At 65.2% G+C, this 17,025-nt stretch carries 14 protein-coding genes; 1 reads left to right on the forward strand and 13 read right to left on the reverse strand.

Annotated elements, in window-relative coordinates:
- Window positions 1-11: 11 nt before the first annotated feature.
- The 13 genes from puhE to bchF form a co-directional block, all read right to left on the reverse strand.
- Window positions 12-1,892 (reverse strand): putative photosynthetic complex assembly protein PuhE, encoded by a 1,881-nt coding sequence (gene puhE / locus MF134_RS01735; RefSeq protein ID WP_255337660.1) that lies wholly within the window; start codon window positions 1,890-1,892, stop codon window positions 12-14.
- Window positions 1,893-2,099: 207 nt separating this feature from the next.
- Window positions 2,100-3,191: a magnesium-protoporphyrin IX monomethyl ester (oxidative) cyclase gene (gene acsF / locus MF134_RS01740; RefSeq protein WP_255337661.1), complete on the reverse strand. Its 1,092-nt coding sequence runs from the start codon at window positions 3,189-3,191 to the stop codon at window positions 2,100-2,102.
- Window positions 3,188-3,490, reverse strand: a complete 303-nt coding sequence (locus MF134_RS01745; protein ID WP_255337662.1) for a hypothetical protein — start codon at window positions 3,488-3,490, stop codon at window positions 3,188-3,190. Before MF134_RS01745 ends, acsF begins: the two co-directional genes overlap by 4 nt.
- Window positions 3,487-4,002, reverse strand: coding sequence for a photosynthetic complex assembly protein PuhC (gene puhC, locus MF134_RS01750; RefSeq protein ID WP_255337663.1), 516 nt, complete (start codon window positions 4,000-4,002; stop codon window positions 3,487-3,489). The genes MF134_RS01745 and puhC overlap by 4 nt, the downstream gene beginning before the upstream one ends.
- Before the next feature lie 18 nt (window positions 4,003-4,020).
- A complete protein-coding gene (gene puhB / locus MF134_RS01755) occupies window positions 4,021-4,698 on the reverse strand; it encodes a photosynthetic complex putative assembly protein PuhB (RefSeq protein WP_255337664.1) in 678 nt (225 codons plus the stop codon).
- Entirely contained in the window at window positions 4,695-5,480 is a 786-nt protein-coding gene (puhA, locus tag MF134_RS01760) for a photosynthetic reaction center subunit H (protein ID WP_255337665.1), read from the reverse strand. The genes puhB and puhA overlap by 4 nt, the downstream gene beginning before the upstream one ends.
- Window positions 5,481-5,512: 32 nt before the next feature.
- Complete coding sequence (locus MF134_RS01765) at window positions 5,513-6,904, reverse strand: BCD family MFS transporter (protein ID WP_255338011.1); 1,392 nt, start codon at window positions 6,902-6,904, stop codon at window positions 5,513-5,515.
- Window positions 6,905-6,996: 92 nt separating this feature from the next.
- A complete protein-coding gene (bchM, locus tag MF134_RS01770; RefSeq protein ID WP_255337666.1) occupies window positions 6,997-7,701 on the reverse strand; it encodes a magnesium protoporphyrin IX methyltransferase in 705 nt (234 codons plus the stop codon).
- A gap of 10 nt (window positions 7,702-7,711) precedes the next feature.
- Window positions 7,712-8,623 (reverse strand): ferredoxin:protochlorophyllide reductase (ATP-dependent) iron-sulfur ATP-binding protein, encoded by a 912-nt coding sequence (bchL, locus tag MF134_RS01775; protein WP_255337667.1) that lies wholly within the window; start codon window positions 8,621-8,623, stop codon window positions 7,712-7,714.
- The gene (locus MF134_RS01780) at window positions 8,620-12,363 is read right to left on the reverse strand and encodes a magnesium chelatase subunit H (protein ID WP_255338012.1); all 3,744 of its coding nucleotides are present in this window, start codon (window positions 12,361-12,363) and stop codon (window positions 8,620-8,622) included. The genes bchL and MF134_RS01780 overlap by 4 nt, the downstream gene beginning before the upstream one ends.
- Window positions 12,338-14,050, reverse strand: a complete 1,713-nt coding sequence (locus MF134_RS01785; protein WP_255337668.1) for a ferredoxin:protochlorophyllide reductase (ATP-dependent) subunit B — start codon at window positions 14,048-14,050, stop codon at window positions 12,338-12,340. Before MF134_RS01785 ends, MF134_RS01780 begins: the two co-directional genes overlap by 26 nt.
- A gap of 14 nt (window positions 14,051-14,064) precedes the next feature.
- Entirely contained in the window at window positions 14,065-15,372 is a 1,308-nt protein-coding gene (locus MF134_RS01790) for a ferredoxin:protochlorophyllide reductase (ATP-dependent) subunit N (protein WP_255337669.1), read from the reverse strand.
- Window positions 15,369-15,911 (reverse strand): 2-vinyl bacteriochlorophyllide hydratase, encoded by a 543-nt coding sequence (bchF, locus tag MF134_RS01795; protein ID WP_457589930.1) that lies wholly within the window; start codon window positions 15,909-15,911, stop codon window positions 15,369-15,371. Before bchF ends, MF134_RS01790 begins: the two co-directional genes overlap by 4 nt.
- 278 nt (window positions 15,912-16,189) lie before the next feature.
- Between bchF and MF134_RS01800 the strand changes: the two genes are divergently transcribed.
- Window positions 16,190-16,978, forward strand: coding sequence for a cobalamin B12-binding domain-containing protein (locus tag MF134_RS01800; RefSeq protein WP_255337670.1), 789 nt, complete (start codon window positions 16,190-16,192; stop codon window positions 16,976-16,978).
- Window positions 16,979-17,025 lie beyond the last annotated feature (47 nt).

Consider the following 17,025-nt stretch of genomic DNA (forward strand, 5'->3'; position numbering starts at 1 on the left):
GGTCGCTGCTCCTACTCGGCTGGCAGGATGTTCGCCGCCGGGGTGTCGAGGGAGATCGGCGAACCGGCCGCTTCGCCATGCTCGGGCATGACCGGCTGCCCGGACAGCTCTCCGAACGCCCGATCGAGCCAGGGCCTGTCGATATCTGCGCCGATCGCCAGCGCTCGCGGCGTTTCGGCAGGTTTGGGCACATGCGCGCTCAGCGAGGCTCGGCCACCGGCAATGTCGAAACGCAGCCAGCCATTTGGGGTCCGGACGATCCCCTTCATGCGATCGACTGTCCCGGCCTCGCCTGCCGTCACCCTTGCCAGGAGTTCTCGCAGGCGATCGGCATCGAGCGTACCGGAAATGCGGCGGCTCCAGGAAGACAGTCCGAGCCCGACCGCGCCATGATCGTGGGCATGCGCATGCCCGTGGTGATCGTCATTATGATGATGAGCGGTGTGGTCGGCATGCCCCCCGCCATGACCGTGCGTGGTGTGCGAGTGGCCGTGCTCGGCGTGGACGTGCGTTTCCTCGTCGTCGCGCCAGCGGGAGACGGCAAGCGCCGGATCCAGCGTACCCTCCATGATGCCATAGCGGGCGGTGAGGATGGTCGCCGCCGGATTGAGCCCGACCAGCGTCTCACGAATGGTCTCGATCTCCCCGGCCGAGACGAGGTCGGTCTTGTTGAGGATGAAGACCGGCGCGAGCTTGGCCTGGATGCGGAAATAGTCCGGCATCCGCGCGAAATCTCTGAGGAATGCGCCTGAGTCGATAACCGTGTAGAGGCGGAGTGCCTTGGTGAGGTTCGCGATCTCCGGCTCGTGGAGAACCCGCAGCAGGGACGCGACATCCGCAACGCCCGACGGTTCGATCAGAACCCGTTCCGGCTTGATCTTCGCCACGACCTCGCGAAGCTGGGCCGAAAGGTCCTTGCGCAGCGAACAGCAGATGCAGCCATTCGACAGTTCGACGACGTCGGCTCCCTGCCCGTCCAGCAGCGAGCCGTCGATGCCGAGGTCGCCGAAATCGTTGACGAGGACCACTGTCTTCACATTGGGATCGGCATTGGCCAGCATCTGCTTGAGCGTCGTCGTCTTGCCGGCGCCGAGGAAGCCGACGACGATCTCCGCCTCGAAGGGCTTGCGTTCGCCGCGCGACTTCAGGGCCGGCGACCAGATCGCGCCGGACGGCATCGGCAGGACGAGCATCCAGTGTTCGAGGATCGCAAGCGCCATCAAAACGGCAAGGAAGGTGTAGCCGGCCTGTTCGAACGCCGTAGCGCCCTCGGCCATGGCCGCGACGACGAGAAGAGCGGTGATGACCGTCGAAATCGTGACAGAGAAGGGAAACAGCAGGTTCATCGACCGCTTGTTGAGGAAGCCCTTCAGGAACTCCAGGTGCTCCGGCAGGAATTCCTCATTCAGGTTGCGCACGCCGAAGAAGACGTTGAGCTTGGCGCTCTGGTGCATCCACCACAGGACCATGAAGGTCCACATGCCGATCTGATTGACCGCGCCCCAGGTCAGCCAAACCACGGCGACCGCGGCGGCGATGATCGCCAGCTCATGATAGAGGCTGGTCTGGACCGCATGGACGAAGTGCTTGAAGCCGCGGCAATCTTCCGGGCACGGCTGTTTTCGCGGGCCGGTGACGTAGCCCATGTAGAAGCTCATCTCCTGCCAGCCCCAGGCGAGCAAACCCCAGGTGAACGCCAGATAGGCGCCCGTGATCGTCGCGTCCTGCGCCGAATGGTAGAGGCCGATGAGCGAGATCGCGAAGATCACCGTCGCGCCGATCATCGAGTATTTGAACGTCCAGCGCGGCAGACCGTCGAGATAGATGATGAGAACGGTCGACGCCCACCAGACGAAGAGCGCAAAGAGCGCGGGATAGAGATACTCGGTCATGGCCGTTCTCCTTGATGGGCATCATGCAGGTGGTCGATGGGAGCGGAGGCTTGCTGCCCCGACACGACGCCGAGACGATCACGAATTGCTGCCACCGCGCCGAAGGTCCGGCAGTCGCTTCCAGTTAGCCGAAGCCCGATGACAACTGGATTCCCGGACCAAAGCCCGGGAAGGAGCAAGGCTCTCAAGCCTTGCGCGATCAGGCGCCTACCAGGCGGGAACGAGCCGGCTTTCTTCGGGGATCTCGTTGCGGATCACCGGAAGGGTGTAGAGGCGCGAGAAAGCCAGCGCTGCCGCTGCCTTGCCCCGCCAGACCTTCAGCTTGCCGACGACGCCGCCCTGCTGCGAAGCTGCGTCGATATCGCGGCTGATCTTCAGCAGCCGGTCGAGGCCCGCCTTGAAGCGCGGATTGTCGATGTCGAGCATGACCGGGAAGACCTGCTTCGAGATCTCGTTGGTGATCCGGTAGACCTTGAAACCGTAGTCCGTCGGGTCGATGCCGAGCGCCTTGTGAAATTCCGGCCGGGCGTGATCGCGGACATACATCGTCGCGTAGACCGCAAGCAGGAAGAACCGGATCCAGAGCTTGTTGCGACCCTCCAGCGTGTGCCGCTCGGCGCGCATCAGCAGGGAAAACGCTTCGCCGTGGCGGAACTCGTCGTTGCACCACTTCTCGAACCATTTGAAGATCGGGTGGAAGCGCCGCTCGGGATGCTGTTCCAGATGGCGGAAGATGGTGATGTAGCGGGCGTAGCCGATCTTCTCGGAGAGATAGGTGGCGTAGTAGATGAATTTCGGCTGGAAGAAGGTGTACTTCTTCTCCTTGGTCAGGAAGCCGAGATTGACGCCGATGCCGAACTCCTTCAGCGCGTCGTTGATGAAGCCGGCATGGCGGGCCTCGTCGCGGCTCATATAGGAGAAGAGCTCGCAGATATCCGGGTTCGAGCCGCGCCGCTTCATCTCCTTGTAGAGAACGCAGCCGGAGAACTCGGCCGTCAGCGAGGAAACCAGAAAGTCGACGAGTTCCTTGCGAAGCCCTTCCGGCAAATCGTCGAGGTCGATCTTGTCCCAGTTCTCATCACGCTTGAAGTGTCCTCGATTGGGATCTGATTTCATTTCGGAAATCAGCGCATCCCACTCGCGGCGAACGCCGGACACGTCGACCTTGTCGAGCTTGTCGAAATCGGTGGTGTAGAAGCGCGGCGTCAGGAGCGTATCCTGCTGGGCGGTCCGGGTGGTCTCGTTCGGCGCTTCGGCATGGATCGGCGCGGCGGTGGAGATCTTGGCGTGCGCGTTCATAGCGTTGCCCTTTCAGAAAACGAGAATTCACACAGTTCCATGAATTCGAAATCGCCAGTCGCGCGTGTCCAGGTGCGCTCGAACCAACCGGCCCTGACGATGGTTGCGTGACGCCGGAGGTAAGCAGTCTCGCCATAGGGTACCTTGACCGGCTCCCCGTGAACGAGCACCTCGTCACCCGGCTCGACGGTTACACCCCCGTCGAAGCGGAGGTGCGCGTGCAGACTCTCGAAGGTGTTCGAGACCTCGACGGTGCAGCAGACGTCTTCCTCTCGCTTGGCCAACAATCGCTTGATCATTTCGCGTTTCCTCCCACTTCCAAGACCGGCTTCGGCATAAGTGCGGCGAAGGCCCTCGCCTGCTTCTCGCCGAATGCCCGAAGCTCGACCTGTTGCGATGTCTCGGGATCTTCGACCACGAGGCGACCATCGGCCTTGAGGGCAAGGACGAAGGGGGCTTCGCCCGACGTGCCCTTGCGAATGCGGTCCCGTTCCAGGTTTCGCAGCGCCTCCACCGCGAAGCCGCCCTCGCCCGGCGCCAGGCTCAACAGTTCCTGCTTGCTCTGGGCATCGATCACGGCGACGACCCCGCCCGGCATCCCTTCGGCGAGCCGTAGATCGCGATGCGCCACCGTCGCGACGACCGGCGTGTCGGCAAGGCCGACACCCGTCGCCCGACCGCCAGCGATCATCAGCACCGCGGCGGCGGCCAGGGTGCCGGCCGCGGCCAGAATGGGCCAGGGAATCGGCTGTTCCGGCGTCGGATAGACCTTGAAGGATCCGTTGCGAATGGCGGCTGCGAGCGATTTCATGACCTGACCTTTCGTCCCTCAGACGGCTGCCGGATGGCCGGCGCCGAGGCTCGAATGGCGTTCGCTATGATCCGGCACCGCCATCCGGCGGCCGCCCTGGGAGGCGACGAGAGCCTTGGCGATCATATCCGCCGCCTTGGCCGCATCGGGCACCGCCCGCAGCATCGGCTCGGCCTCGAAAATCTTCAAAGGCTTGGCATAGGGCCAAAGCTGGAAGTAGGAGGGCCGCCCCCTCCGCGGCAGAGTTAGGGGGATGTCACCCGAGCCATCGGCATGCAGCTTGAGCGCGGCATGATCCACATCCTTGAGCGGCACGTTGAGTTGCGCCGGCAGGGCGACGCCATAGCGCATGACGAGCCGCCGGTTGGTCAAGGTAAAGGTCGTGGCCCGGGCCGTCAGGAAGGCCAGCAGCATGATCATGACCACGCCGAAGCCGAAGGCCGGAAGCAGCGAGGTCGCATGGGCGATGCCTTCGGCCCAGGAGCCGGTCTCGTGCTGGGTGACACCGATCCGCCAGAGCGCGAAGATCAGAAAGTAGATGCCGACCAGACGCAGCCGGAACGCCCCGAGCGCCAACCGCCACCAGTCGGGGCGGGCCTGCCAGAGGATGGTCTCGCCCAGCGGGAGTTCGTCGGCCGTGAGGACGGGTTTGATATCGTCGAACTCGTCGAGTTCTTCCTTGATGAGTTCACTCATGACAGGGCGTCCTCGGTCGGTGATCCGTCATAAAAGGCGCCGCCGGCGAAATAGCCGTTGATGCGGTCCTCTTCGCGCATGGTGATCTGCGCCGGGTTCGCCAGCGACGGGATGCGCGAGAATTGCGGGCGGGTGAGCGCGGAAAAGCGTATTTCGCCAAGGCCACGCTTGATGTTGGCAAAGGCGATCGGCGCCAACACGCGGCGGCCCCCGGCCTCCACATTCGCCTCGATTTCGAGATAGCGCGGGAAATATTCGTGCGCGTTGATCCAAACGTCGACGACCTTGCCGACCGGTAGTCCGTCTCTCGCAATCACCGTCATGCCGACGGGATGCGGATCGGTTTCCTCAAGACGATATTGATTGTCGTTGCGCATCGGCACGAGCTTCAGCGACCCGTCGACCGTTAGATCGGGCGTGTCCCGACGAAGCGCATAGGAGGCCGGGCCGATGCCGTCCACCAGCGGATCACCCGAGGGCATGATCGGTGCACCGGGGAATTCGTAGGCCGGAAACGCATTGAGATCGCGCGGGCGCTCGGCCCGTGGGGCCGTCGTTTCGCCGCCATGCATCAGCTTGAACAGCTTCGGCTTGGGAATGGGCGGAAAACCGACCACATCCATCCGTCCACCGGTGCCGACGGTGCGGTCGCTCTGAAGCGGGTAGCCTTCCCGCTTGTCCTCGCCGCGCAGGTAGTAGACGAGGCCGAGGAAGAACAGGAAGAAGAGGATGACGAGCAGCAACGGGATATCGAGCTGCTCGGTGAAGGAATATCCAGGCATGGCACTCATTCCCTTTGCTGGTTGGCCCTTTGTCAGTTGGGCAGATCCGCGAGCCCAAACCGCGCCGGGGGCGCGGCCCGCGGCTCGATACGCTGCGGCTTAACGAGTGGTCCGACCGCGACCAGCGCGGCAAAGACCAGGAGCATTTCCACGAGATAGACAATCGAATAGCCGGCGGCGGGGCTGGCAAAGGCCGGGCCGAGCCAGCCGATTTCGGCGAGGGTCGCCACGCCGTCGCGCACGAAACCGCCGAACGCGACCGCGAGACCCAGCGCGATGGCCTGGACGGCGCTCCAGGCGCCCAGTGCCAGACCGCCACGCCCGGACTGAACCATGCCCATGGCGGCGATCAGCATCGAGACGGCGAAGAGCCCGCTGCCGAGGCCGAGAAGACCCGTCCCGAAGCAGAAGATGGTCACCGACCCGAAGGGTGCCGCCATGATCAGCGCGGCGAGCCCCGGCAGACCGATGAGCAGCCCGACTGCTGCAACCACGTAAGGATTGCCACCGCGCCCCATCAGCCGGGCCGAATAAACGTAGCCAAGCAGGCTGCCGCCGGCGAAGAGCGCAGTCAGCAATGTCGTGGCGCCGACGCTCATGCCGAGAACGGCGCCGCCATAGGGCTCGAGCAGCACGTCCTGCATGCCAAACGCGGCCGTGCCGATGGCCAGGGCTACGAGCAGGCGGTCGAGGCCGCGCTGACGGCGCATTTCCCGCAAAGCCGATAGGAAAGGCTCGCGCGGCTCCGAGGACGGCGCGATATCGCGGCGCCGAGCCTCCTGCTTCCACATGGAAATGCAGGTGAGAGCGATGGTGAGCAACGCCGAGCCCTGGAGGACCTGGATCAGGCGCAGCGTCGAGAAGTTGGAAAGGAGCTGACCGATGGTGATCGCACCCGCGACCATGCCGACGAGCAGCATGGTGTAGAGCATGGCGACCACGCGGGGGCGCTTTTCCTCCGGCGCAATATCGGTCGCGAGCGCCAGCCCGGCCGTTTGCACCGTGTGTAGCCCGAAGCCGGTCATCAGAAAGGCCAGAGTCATGCCCGCCTGGCCCTGCCACATGGTCCCGGCCTTCGCTTCCGAGATCAGGAGAAGCGAGAATGGCATGATGGCCAGGCCGCCGAACTGAATCAGCGCGCCGAACCAGATATAGGGCACCCTGCGCCAGCCGAGATAGGAACGATGGGTGTCCGATTGATGCCCGATCAAGGCCCGAGCGGGCGCAGCCACCAGCGGCAGGGCCATCGCGACGGCGATGATCGAAACCGGAATTCCGAGTTCCACCGCCATAACGCGGTTGAGCGTGCCGCCGAGGAGAACCAGCGTGATACCGACCGAGACCTGAAACAGGGAGAGCCGCAGGAGACGGCCGAGCGGCAGTTCCTTCGTCGCAGCGTCGGCAAAGGGCATGATCGCGCGCATGAAGCGGCCGAGCGGGAAGCGCACGGTCGATGCCGCGCTCTCTGGCCCGTTCGAAATCCTGGCGGTCTTCGCCGCTACCCTTCGCCCGACGATCATGCGCGTACGAGCTCCATGCCATGGCTCTTGTAGAAGCCGCTCATCACCCGCTTCTGCCGTTCGACCCGCCACCCGGTGAGGCCTTGCGAGGTCGTCAACGTGCGGGAAAACCGGTCGATCGCGACCGGCACGATGGACGGCGCGCGATCCGAGCGCGGGAAGAGCCGCCCGACCCTGTGCATGGCCGCCAGCATCGGCGTCTTCGGCGCCAGCGTGAAGACGATCGAGCGCCCGGTGCGCTCGGCCAGTCCGGCCAGGGTCGCGGCCGCATCGCCCGGCTCGTAATGGATCAGCGAGTCCATCAGGACGACATGATCGAAACGTCCGAGCGCGGGGGACAACATGTCGCCGCTCTCGAAGCGGATCGCAGCGCCCTGCCCGGCCACGACAGCGAGTTCCCGCGCATGGCTGACGAGCGTCGGCGACAGGTCGATCGCGACGACTTCCGCGCCCCGTTCGGCAAGCGCAATGGCCATCGCGCCCGTTCCACATCCAGCGTCGAGGATGCGACGGCCGGCGAGGTCATCCGGCAGCATGGCGAGAAGGCTCGCCCGCATGGCATCGCGCCCGGCCCGGACGCTCGCCCGGATGCGGCCCAAAGGTGCGTCCGAAGTGAGCTTCTTCCAGGTATCAGCGGCCGTGCGATCGAAATAGGTTTCGATCTCACCGCGCCTGACCTCATATGTTCCGATCGCGCTCATCCTTCGTCGCTCACTCGAAACCGAGAAAATCGAAAATGTCGCGATCCTTCATGGACTTGCCGTCCATGGGTGCGACACCGGCATAAAGATTGGCGGCAAGTCGCAGATATTCCTCGCGGACGGCTTCCACCTCGGGGGAGTCGTCCATTTCGAAGAGCGTCGACTTCTTCAGCCGGGAGCGGCGGATCGCGTCGAGATCGGGAAAATGTGCGACGCGCTCCAGTCCGATCGCGGCGTTGAAGCGGTCGATCTCGTCGGTCTTGGCCGAGCGATTGGCGATCACGCCGCCGAGGCGCACGTCGTAGTTCTTCGACTTTGCCTGGATGGCGGCAACGATCCGGTTCATCGCGAAGATCGAATCGAAGTCGTTGGCGGTCACCACCAGCGCCCGATCCGCATGCTGCAGCGGCGCTGCGAAGCCCCCACAGACGACGTCGCCCAATACGTCGAAGATGACGACGTCGGTGTCTTCCAGAAGATGATGCTGCTTCAGGAGCTTCACCGTCTGGCCGACGACATAGCCGCCGCAGCCGGTGCCGGCGGGCGGCCCGCCCGCCTCGACGCACATGACGCCATTATAGCCTTCGAAGACGAAGTCCTCGGGCTGCAGCTCCTCCGAATGGAAGTCCACCGTTTCCAGAACGTCGATGACGGTCGGCTGAAGCCGCTTGGTCAGGGTGAAGGTCGAGTCATGCTTCGGATCGCAGCCGATCTGCAGCACGCGCTTGCCCAGCTTGGAGAAGGCGACCGACAGGTTCGACGAGGTCGTCGACTTGCCGATGCCCCCCTTGCCGTAAACCGCGAACACTTTGGCGCCGTCGATCTTCGGCCCGTTGTCCATCTTCACCTGAACCGAGCCTTCGCCATCCTCGCGGCGATAGACGGTTCTGGGCAGCGGGAGTGTGGTCTTGAGCCCGGTCATGCGGCCGCAACCTCCGTTGTCGTGATGCCCTCGAGCCGATCCTCCAGATCGGCGCCGGCTTCGCGCAGCGCCTCCAGATCGGCTTGGTCGGGTTTCCAGTATTGGCGAGCCTCGGCCTCGATCAGCCTGTCGGCCATGCGCGCGGACGCCGTCGGATTGAGCGCCGCCAGGCGCTCGCGCATTTCGGGGTCGAGGACGAAGGTCTCGGCCAGACGCTTGTAGACCCAGGGGCTTACCTGACCGGTCGTCGCCGACCAGCCGAGCGTGTTGGTCACGTGGCTCTCGATCTGCCGGACGCCCTCGTATCCATGGGAGAGCATCGCCTCGATCCATTTGGGATTGAGCATGCGGGTTCGGGTTTCGAGTGCCACCTGCTCTTCGAGCGTGCGCACCTTGCCCTCGCCGCGGGTCTGATCGCCGATATAGACCGGCACCTTCTCGCCGCGGGCCTCCGAAGCGGCCCGGCTGATCCCGCCGAGCGTATCGAAATAATGGTCGATCGTGGTGACGCCGAGTTCGACCGATTCGAGGTTCTGGTAGGTCATCTCGACCTTGGCGAAACTCGCCTTCAATAGCTTGGCCTGTTCCGCCGTATGCCCCTTGCGGTCGACGGCGAAGCACTTGCGCCGCGTATAGGCGGCGGCGAGTTCGCCTTCGGCGTCCCAGGCGCCGGAATCGATCAGCATGTTGACGTTCGAGCCATAGGCGCCGTCGGCATTGGAGAAGACGCGGAGCGCCGCCGTGTCCATGTCGCAACCGGTTTCCTCGGCATAGGCGAGCGCATGCTTGCGCACGAAATTCTGCTCCAGCGGCTCGTCGGTGGTCGCCGCGAGGAAAGCGGCTTCGGCGAGGAGCTTCGATTGCAGCGGCAGGAGATCGCGGAAGATGCCCGACAGCGTCACCAGCACGTCGATGCGCGGCCGGCCGAGGCTCTCGAGCGGCAACAGGTCGGCGCCGGAGAGCCGTCCGAAACTGTCGAAGCGCGGGGCCGCGCCGATCAGGGCCAGCGCCTGGGCGAGCGGGCCGCCTTCGCTCTTCAGATTGTCCGTTCCCCAGAGAACGAGCGCGACCTTCTCCGGCAGCGCGTTGCCGCTCGCGGCATGACGGGCGAGCATCCGCTCCGCCTGACGCCGCCCGTCGGCGACCGCAAAGGCGCTCGGAATGCGGAACGGGTCGAAGCCGTGGAGATTGCGGCCGGTCGGGACGATCTGCGGCGTGCGCAGGAGGTCGCCACCGGGCACCGGCCGGATGAACCGGCCATCGAGTGCCTTCATCAGCGCCGGCAGCTCATGGTCCTTGCGAAGGTCCGCCTCCAGCCGAACGAGGCCGGCCAGGCGATCGGCCAGTTCCTCGTCCTCGCCCGCTTCCGCCTTCAACCGCGCGCCCTTGTCGCCGGCGCAGAGCGCTTCCACGGCCTCCCGCTTCGGCTGCCAGCCGAGCGACACCTCCGCCGCCGCGGCGACAAGGTCCGCCCGCTCGGCGTCTGAAACCGCCGCGCCGACCACATGGAGGCCATGCGGAATCAGGGTCTCCTCGACTTCCCGAACCGCGCGGTGAAGCGCCGGCACGTCGATCGCGTGTGCGGTTCCCTCACCCGGCTCTTCGCAAAGGTCCAGCGCCGCCGCCTGGGCCGCGATCGTGCTTTCCAGATTGGTGCGCTCGTTCACCGCTTCCGGCGCCGTGGTCCGCCAGCGCTCGATCGTGGCCTTCAGATCCGCAAGCCCCTTGTAGACCCCGGCATGGGCGACCGGGGGCGTGAGATAGGACACGAGCGTCGCAGCCGCGCGGCGTTTGGCGATCGTGCCTTCCGAGGGATTGTTCGCGGCGTAGAGATAGACGTTCGGCAGATCCTGGATCAGTCGGTCCGGCCAGCATTCGCCTCCAAGCCCGACCTGTTTGCCGGGCATGAATTCGAGCGCACCGTGGGTGCCGAAATGCAGCACCACATCCGCGGCGAAATCCTCGCGCAGCCAGCGATAATAGGCGGAAAAGGCGTGGGTCGGCGTGAAGCCCTTTTCGAAGAGCAGGCGCATCGGGTCGCCCTCGTAACCGAAGGCCGGCTGGACGCCCACGAAGACGTTGCCGAAGAGGGCGCCGAGGACGAAGATCGAAGAGCCGTCCGATTGCTGCTTGCCGGGCGCCGGGCCCCATTGTGCTTCGATCTCGGCCAGATACGTCTCGCGCTTGACGTGATCGTCTGCCGTGATCCGTGCATGCACATTGGCCTGCGCCCCGTAGCGCGCAGTGTTGCCTTCGAGGAGCGCGGCACGCAATGCGTCGACGCTCTCGGGCAGGTCGACGTCGTAGCCGTCGGCCTTCAGCGCCTTCAGCGTGTTGAAGAGCGAGGCGAAGACCGAGAGATGCGCCGCCGTGCCGACGCTGCCGGCATTGGGCGGGAAGTTGAAGATGGTGAGCGCGACCTTGCGCTCCTGCCGGGGTCGGCCGCGCAGGGCCACGAGGCGCGCGACGCGGCGCGCCAGCATCTCGGCGCGCTCGGGGTCGGCCGTCATCTCCCGATGGCCGTCGCCGCGCGGCAGGGTCGAGCGTCCACCGAACAGGGTCGGCCCCGTCGCCCCGTCGATTTCCGGGATCGCCACCATCATCGTGGCCTCGACGGGCGTCAGACCCGCCGAGGAGACCCGCCATTCCTCGAGCGACTGGAACTCGACCGCATGGGCCGAAAGGAATGGCACGTCGAGCTCCGCCAGCACGTTCTCCGCGGCCTTGGAGTCGTTGTAGGCAGGGCCGCCCACCAGCGAGAAGCCGGTGAGCGAGACGAGCGCGTCGATCGCAGGCTTGCCGTCGCGCCGGAAGAAGGCCTCGATCGCCGGGCGCGAGTCGAGGCCCGAGGCGAAGGCGGGGATCACCTTGAGACCGCGAGCCTCCATCGCCGCGATGACGCCGTCATAGTGACCTGTGTCACCCGACAGCACATAGGAGCGCATGACGAGAAGCCCGACCGTCCCCGCCTCGCCGCCCTTGCGGTTCGGCAGGCTTTCCAGGCGGGTCGCGATCCGGTCGGTGAGACGCGGATGATACAGTCCCACTTCCGGATAGATCACCGGATCCTGGGTGCGCGTCAGCTCGGCAGCGGGCTTGGCCCGCGGGCCGGAGGCATAGCGCTCCACCAGGAAGCGGATCATGTTGGCGACGTTCTCGTCGGAGCCAGCCAGCCAGTACTGGAGCACCAGGAAATAGGCGCGCACGTCCTGGGCAGTGCCAGGGATGAAGCGCAGGATCTTCGGCAGGCGGCGCAGCATCGCCATCTGCCGGGCGCCGGAAGCGGCCGAGGGCTTTCCCGCTTTCGAGCCGCCGCGCAGGCGCTTGAGAAGCGCGATGGCACCAGTCGCCTCACCGTTCATCTCGAACCGACCGAGCCGCGTCAGCTTGATCACCTCGCCCGCGGACATCGCGCCGACCATGGCATCGCAGTGATCACGCCGGGCCTGAAGAGCCGGCAGCACCGGCTGAATGTGGTTCTCCATGAACAGCATGTTGGCGAAGACGATGTCGGCGCGGCCGATATCGGCGATGCAGCGGGCGAGCGATTCCGGATCGCGGTCCCAGTCGGTCGCGGCATGAAGCGAGATTTCGAGGCCTGGGATTTCCCGGCCAAGGCGGCGGCGCGCCGCTGCGACGGCGCCGGCCATATGGCCGTCGAGGCTGATCAGGACGAAACGCACTGGAACGGAGCCGCCCGATCCAGCGCCCGGATCACCGGCTGAAATGGGCTTTTGCATCATAGAGCGTCTCCACGGTGATCTCGGCAAGACCCCGTTCGGCGGCGTATTTCTCGGTGTTTCGGCGCGCCTTGCCGCGGACGAAGAAGGGGATCTTCCTCAACTCCGCCTCGGCATCGACGCCCCAGCCGACTCCGGCCGGAGCTTCGCAATCCGCAACCTGGATCCCCTCCGCCGGTTCGGGCGCGGTGCGGGCGCCGGAGCCCAGATGGGAGGGTACGGCCTCGTCGTTGAACTCGAAATCCTCGCGGAACATGCCGAGAAGGTGTTCCTCGAGCCCCATCACCAGAGGGTGGACCCAGCTGTCCCAGAGGACATTGGCGCCCTCGAAGCCCATTTGCGGCGAATAGCGGGCAGGATAGTCCTGGACATGCACTGGAGCGGAGATGACGGCGCAACCGATGCCCAGCCGCTTGGCGATGTGCCGCTCCATTTGCGTACCAAGCACGAGTTCCGGCTGGGCCTCCGCGATCGCCGCCTCGACCTCCAGATAGTCGTCGGAAATCAGCGGCTCGACGCCGTATTCCTTCGCTGCGGTCCGGACATCACGCGCGAGCTCGCGGGTGTAGGTGCCGAGGCCGCAGAGCGTGAAGCCGAACTCCTCGGTCGCGACGCGTGCGGCGGCGAGCGCATGGGTAGCGTCACCGAAGACGAAGACGCGCTTGCCGGTCAGATAGTTGGAATCGACCGAGCGGGAGAACCAGGGCAGGTTCGACTGGGGCTTTTCCGGTGCGAACTCCGGCGCCGCGATCCCGGCCAGCCGGCAGACTTCGGCAACAAACTCCCGCGTCGCGCCCACTCCGATCGGAACGACCGTCGTGAACTCCTGGCCGAATTGGCGCTTCAGCCATTTGGCGGCGACGCCGGCGATCTCGGGATAGAGCACGACGTTGAAATCGGCCTCGCCGAGCCGTGCCAGATCGCCCGGCGTCGCGCCCAGCGGCGCAACCACCGCCACGTCGACCCCGATCTCGCCCAGAAGCTTGCGGATCTCGGCGACGTCGTCGCGATGGCGGAAGCCCAGTGCCGTCGGCCCGAGGATGTTGCAGCGGGGCCGCCTACGCGTCTGAGACTGAGAGGCTTGCGCCAAGGCACCCCCCTCTGTCGCCTCCGGCGACATCTCCCCCGCAAGGGGGGAGAATGGAGTGCCCGGCGTTTCAAAGAGGCCATTCTCCCCCCTTGTGGGGGAGATGCCGGCAGGCAGAGGGGAGTGCGCAGCGTCAGAGTTCTGCGATTGGCTAACCTGCCCACCCGCCATCGCCCGCACGAGCTGATAGAAGGTCTCGGCCGCGCCCCAGTTCTCCTTGCGCTGATAGGAAGGAAGCTCCAGCGGCACGACGGGCACCGGCAGATTGGCGGCCTGGGCGAGCCCGCCCGGATCGTCCTGAATCAGCTCCGCCGTGCACGACGAACCCACCAGCACCGCCTGCGGTAGGAAGCGCTCATAGGCCGCGATCAGCGTGCTCTGAAACAGCTCGGCCGTGTCTTTGCCGAGGTCGCGGGCCTCGAAGGTCGTGTAGGTCACCGGCGGGCGCTTGTCGCGCCGCTCGATCATGGTGAAAAGCAGATCCGCATAGGTGTCGCCCTGGGGCGCATGCAGAACGTAGTGCACGCCCTCCATCGCGGTGGCGATCCGCATGGCGCCGACATGAGGCGGCCCTTCATAGGTCCAGACGGTCAGTTGCATGGCGCGCCCTCCCCCTAGATCCTGAGCCGCGTGCGGCGGTCGAGCGGACGGGCGAACAGGGCCGCCAGATCCGCGGCCTGCTCGTAGCCCTGGATGGGCGTGAAGAGGAGTTCGATCGACCATTTGGTCGTCATCCCCTCCGCCTCCAGCGGATTGGCGAGGCCGAGGCCGCAGACGGCGATATCCGGCCGGATCGCTCGCGCGCGGTCGAGCTGACGGTCGACGTCCTGGCCCTCGGACAAGGCGGTTTCGGCCGGCAGCAGCGGCAGCTCTTCGCTCAAATGCTGACGATGCAGATAAGGCGTGCCGACCTCTGTCAGCTCCATACCGAGTTCGCGCGAGAGCATCCGCGCCAGCGGGATTTCCAGCTGCGAGTCGGGGAAGAAGAAGAGACGCTTGCCATCGAGCTCGGCGCGATAGGGCTCCAGCGCTCGCTTGGCCCGCGCCTCGGGCGCAGCCGTCGCCGAGCGGATGCGCATGGGATCAACGCCGAACGCATCGGCCGCGGCCTTCAGCCAGAGCGTGGTCCCTTCCGCCCCGAGCGGGAACGGTGCCGCGATCCGCTGGGCGCCACGCTCCTCCAGCGCTCTTGCCGTCTCTCCGAGGAATGGCTGCGCGAGCAGGAAGCGTGTCGATGGGCCAACCGGCGGCAAATCCCGCGACCGGCGCGGCGGAAGAAAGCGGACATTCTCCATGCCGAGGGCGTCGAACAGCCGTGCGAACTGGTCCTCCACCACGTCCGCCAAGGCCCCGATCACCAGAAGGTTCGGTTCATCGCCCTCCGCCTGCGGCAGCGTCGGAACCAGGGCGGCGAGGCAATTGTCTTCGCCCTGGGTGAAAGTCGTCTCGATGCCAGACCCCGAATAGCTGAGGATGCGGACGTCGGGCGCATATTGCCGCGACAGCCGTTCGGAGGCGCGCGACAGATCGAGCTTGATGACCTCCGAGGGACAGGAGCCGACCAGGAACAGCATCTTGATGTCGGGCCGACGCTCCAGAAGCTTCGTGACGGCCGCGTCCAATTCTTCATTGGCATCGGCGAGCCCGGCAAGGTCGCGCTCTTCCATCACGGCGGTGGCGAACCGCGGCTCGGCGAAGATCATCACACCCGCCGCCGATTGCATCAGATGCGCACAGGTGCGCGAGCCGACGACGAGGAAGAAGGCGTCCTGAATCTTGCGGTGCAGCCAGACGATTCCGGTCAGTCCGCAGAACACCTCGCGCTGACCGCGTTCGCGCAAAACCGGAGCCTGGGAGCAGCCGGGAGCGGGAACGGGTGGCGATTGGAGAGCCGCGCCCAGGGGATCGAGAGACGGGCTCATGCCGTCACCTCCCCGCCCGCCGGAGCAGACGCGATGCGGGTTCCTTCAGCTTCCAGCCTTGCGGCCCGGAGCTTCAGCAGGAACTGCGCGGCATTGATGACGTAGGTGGCATAGGCGGCGAGTGCGATCGCGAACTGCTGCTCGGCCGTGCCGATGTCCAGAACGAAGGTGACGAGATAGGCCGTGTGCAGGGCGATGACGCCCATCGACACCACATCCTCCCAGAAGAAGGCGGGCGCGAAGAGCCAGCGACCGAAGACCACCTTCTCCCAGATCGAGCCCGTCACCATGATCGCATAGAGCACCGCGGTCTTGACGACGACGGAGACGACGGCCGCGCCATAACCCTCGCCAGCCACGAGATAGCGCAGGACCAGAACCAAGCTGATCAGGAACACCAGGAATTGTAGCGGCGCCAGCACACCCTGAACCACGGTCCACGACGTCGCATCCCGGCGAGCTCGTTCGGCAGCGGTATAGAGCCCGCGGCGTTGACCGCCCTTGTCCGTGTCCAGCGATAAAAAACGAGACGAAGCCATGTGCCGGAGTCTGCGGCGACGATGCGACCAGTGTCAAGTGAAATTGACGTCCAACAATTTTTACATTCATAATTCCGATGACACGATTGCAATATCCTTCGGATTGGGGGAAGCTTCATGGATAACAAGCGCCATGCTGGGATATTTGCCCGTTTTTCTCGGGATTGTCCGCGTTTGACGGCATGTCGAGAAAACGGGAGGCGCGTTCGATGGTGGTCGTACTCCAGGCGAACCGACAGGTATCCCCGAGTTTTCGCTGGACGCCGCGGGCAGGCCAGATGTCAAGCGATCTTGACGAACCGGACGACGGGCGATGGAAGGCACGCCTGTCCAAGACGATCGTTTCCCAAGTGATTCCGACGCTCTATCAGGCGCACGGGGAGGCCGTGCCGGGCCGCACCGGTTCCGATCTGGGAAACGGAATGCGCCGACGGGCCGAGGCCGAGCATTTCCTCGGACTCGTTCTTTCGGACGGTCACGAGGCCCAGTGGCAGCACCTCCTGTCGTTGCGGGCGACCGGCATGGATCTCGAGGCGATCCTGACCGAGATCATGGCGCCTGCTGTGCGCGAGCTCGGCGAATTGTGGCTGGACGACCGACTGAGCTTCGTGGAGGTCACGACCCGGTCGGCGCGGCTGCAGCAGATGATTGGTGCCCTTGGACGGCTGGAACAGGAGGAAGCGGCCTTCGGACCGAGCCTCCTCTTGGCAGCCGCGCCCGGTGAGCAGCATACGTTCGGGCTCTTCGTCCTCGCCGAAATGTTCCTGGCCGCGGGATGGCGCGTTTCCATCGAGCTTAGAGCCACGACCGACGAGCTTTGCAGCAAGGTCGAGATGAGAACCTATGATGCGATCGGACTCAGCGTCGGCAGCGAACGGTTCCTGCCCGGCGTCGAAAAACTGGTGACGACGCTTCGTAACGCATCGAAATCGTCCGACACGCGTATCTTTCTGGGAGGTTGGGCTTTCACTGTCGCGCGACAATCGCTAGATGACTACGGAGCTGACCTGATCGCGACAGATGGGCGCAGTGCAGTCGAGAGGGCAGGACTTCTCCTCCGGCCGTGAACTTTTCGTCCGGCGAGGGATTGGTTCAGTCGTATCTGGAGGGACGG

The organism is Jiella marina, assembly GCF_024359545.1.
Lineage (GTDB): Bacteria > Pseudomonadota > Alphaproteobacteria > Rhizobiales > Rhizobiaceae > Jiella.